Annotated in this window: 3 protein-coding genes; all 3 read right to left on the bottom strand. The window is 62.2% G+C overall.

Features of this window, described 5'->3' with window-relative positions:
* Positions 1-858: serine hydrolase domain-containing protein (locus AC1DSN_RS21680; RefSeq protein WP_477332825.1), on the bottom strand; the 858-nt coding region annotated here is incomplete at its 3' end.
* Positions 859-1,060: 202 nt separating this feature from the next.
* Positions 1,061-1,588, bottom strand: a complete 528-nt coding sequence (locus AC1DSN_RS21675) for a carbonic anhydrase (protein WP_477332823.1) — start codon at positions 1,586-1,588, stop codon at positions 1,061-1,063.
* Between the two features lie 25 nt (positions 1,589-1,613).
* Positions 1,614-2,173: Rossmann-fold NAD(P)-binding domain-containing protein (locus AC1DSN_RS21670; RefSeq protein ID WP_477332821.1), on the bottom strand; the 560-nt coding region annotated here is incomplete at its 5' end.

The raw sequence follows: 2,173 nt of genomic DNA, 5'->3' as shown, positions 1-2,173 counted from the left end.
GTGCCAGATGATGTTGCCGTCGGGGAGTTCGTGGGTCATCCACACCAGTCCAATCCGGTCCTCTGGCCGCGGGCCGGTACTTCTGGGTGTCTGTGCGAGTTGCATTGCAGGGTATAGGGACGTAGGCAACTGGCCCATGTTTGCCTGCAGGTAGTGACACATGTCCTCGGCCGTGCTGACGATGCCGCCGGCACCGGCGAAAAGTTCCAGGTGCCAACGCGGAACGGCACGACCGTTGGCGTCGTGGCCGGGAGCGAGCACCGCCTGCGCAGTACCGGCCAGCGCGACGCCACTACGGCGCATGCCGAGTGGACCCAGGATGTCCTTCTGCAACAGTTTGTCGTAGCTGGTACCTGCATGCGCCGCGAGGGCATAGCCCAGGAGCGCGACACCAAGATTCGAGTATTCGTAGCTCGCGCCGGGATCGCGGGGCAGTACGTAGGAGGCCAGGAAGGCTTTGAGCTTCGCCACGTCGTAGTCGACATAGGGATCGGCCTGACGCAGCGGCATGAAGTTCGTCGGCATGCGTGGCAGCCCGGAGTCCTGCATGGCCAGCGTTTCCAGCGTTATGACCTTGCCATCGCGAGCGGGCACGGTGAAACCGGGCAAGAGATTGGCTACGGGTTCGTCCAACGTCAGATCCTTCGACGTCACGGAGGCTGCCAGCAGTGTCGCGGTGAACGTCTTGGTGATCGATCCGATTTCGTAGGCGGTATCGGGTCCGGCGTCGGAGCTACCATCCGCTTTCCCGAAAGCGTGGATCTCGCTGTGCTCGCCGTCGACGATGGCGACGACGACTGAGGGGTAGATGCTGGCAGCGACACGTTCGCGAATGGCCTGGTCAACACGTTCGGGCATCGGCACGGGCGTAGCGGCCCTGCAGACGGTGATGGCAAAGCATCCCAATAACGTCATCGCACAGCGCAGCATAAATCCTCCATGGATAGCGGGGTGGCCCCGCGACCTCACGGAGTTTCGACGAGCGCTTGCCTGGCGGCAAGCGCAAGTTCATGCGCGCGGTGTGGACTGCCAGGACCCGTTTTCTTCCTGGCCCGCTATGTCAGGCTTCGGGCGGTACCACGGTCTCAATGAGGCCGGTGGTTACGTCGTATACGAGACCCGAGATGGTGAAGTTCTTGCCCAGGACAGGGTGGGCCCGCAGTGCAGCCACGTCGATGGCGACCGCTTTGTACGGGTCCGTGATGGCAAGCGAATCGAGCTGTTCCAGCGGCACACCCATATACGGTGCAAGCAACTCCGGCGCGTTGTGGTAGCAACCGTTTATGCCGCACTGGGTGTGCTGGAGAACCACCAGGTTCCAGTCCTTACCGACTTCCACACCGCCAGCCTTGGACACGGTGCTGAGAATCTTCATGGTCTCGAACAGCGAGGGGTTCACGCGTCCACCCACGTTGCGGATGATCGCCGCCTCGCCAGGTTCCAGCTTCAGGATATCCATGGGATCGACGCGCGGGTCGACGCAGCCGAGGATCAGCGTTTTCAACGTGGGGATGATCTTGAGTTCTTCATGAAAGCCATGCCGTGCGAACTCGGCATTGCGTTGTACGAACTGGGTGATGACGTCCATAACGACCTCGAATGAATGAAGGGAATCAGTTGCCGTTGATCTGATCGGCATGCAGGCGGGCGAATTCGCCCACGGTCATCGAGCGGCGACCGGTGATCGTCTCGACGTTGTTGTCGGCACCGGCCATGTGGCCGTGCTGGTAATCGACCATCGCGCCACTGAGGTGCTGGACGATGTAGGCGGGAACGCCCATCGCCGTGATGGACTGGGCGTATTCGTCAACGGGAAGGTCCTGGAAGACGATCTTGCGGCCGAGCGCCTCGGTGAGCTCCGCAGCCATCTGTTCGTGGTCCATCTCGACCGGACCCGACAGCGGGACGATCTTGCCGACGTAGCCATCCGCATCCTTCAGCAGGGCGGCAATGGCGCGACCCTGGTCGTCGGCGGCGATCGGCGAATGGCGGCCCTTGCCGACGGGCATGCGCAGGATGCCCTTCTGTAGGTACGGCAGCTGCCAGGGGTAGAGCAGCCATTCCAGGAAGTAGGTCGGACGCAGGTGGACGACCGGGACGCCGGACCAGTTGAAGACTTCCTCTGAAATGTACGTATCGCGGCAGGAGTTGCTCGTGGACTCACGGTCGGCCG

The sequence above is a fragment of the Luteibacter sp. P4_D7_3 genome (assembly GCF_056401735.1).
Note: the sequence above shows the minus strand (reverse complement) of the source record. Positions and strands in the feature narration are given on the sequence as shown.

Coding starts and splice junctions, on each gene's coding strand:
- AC1DSN_RS21675 (WP_477332823.1), bottom strand. CDS start 1,588: ATGGACGTCATCACCCAGTTCGTACAACGCAATGCCGAGTTCGCACGG.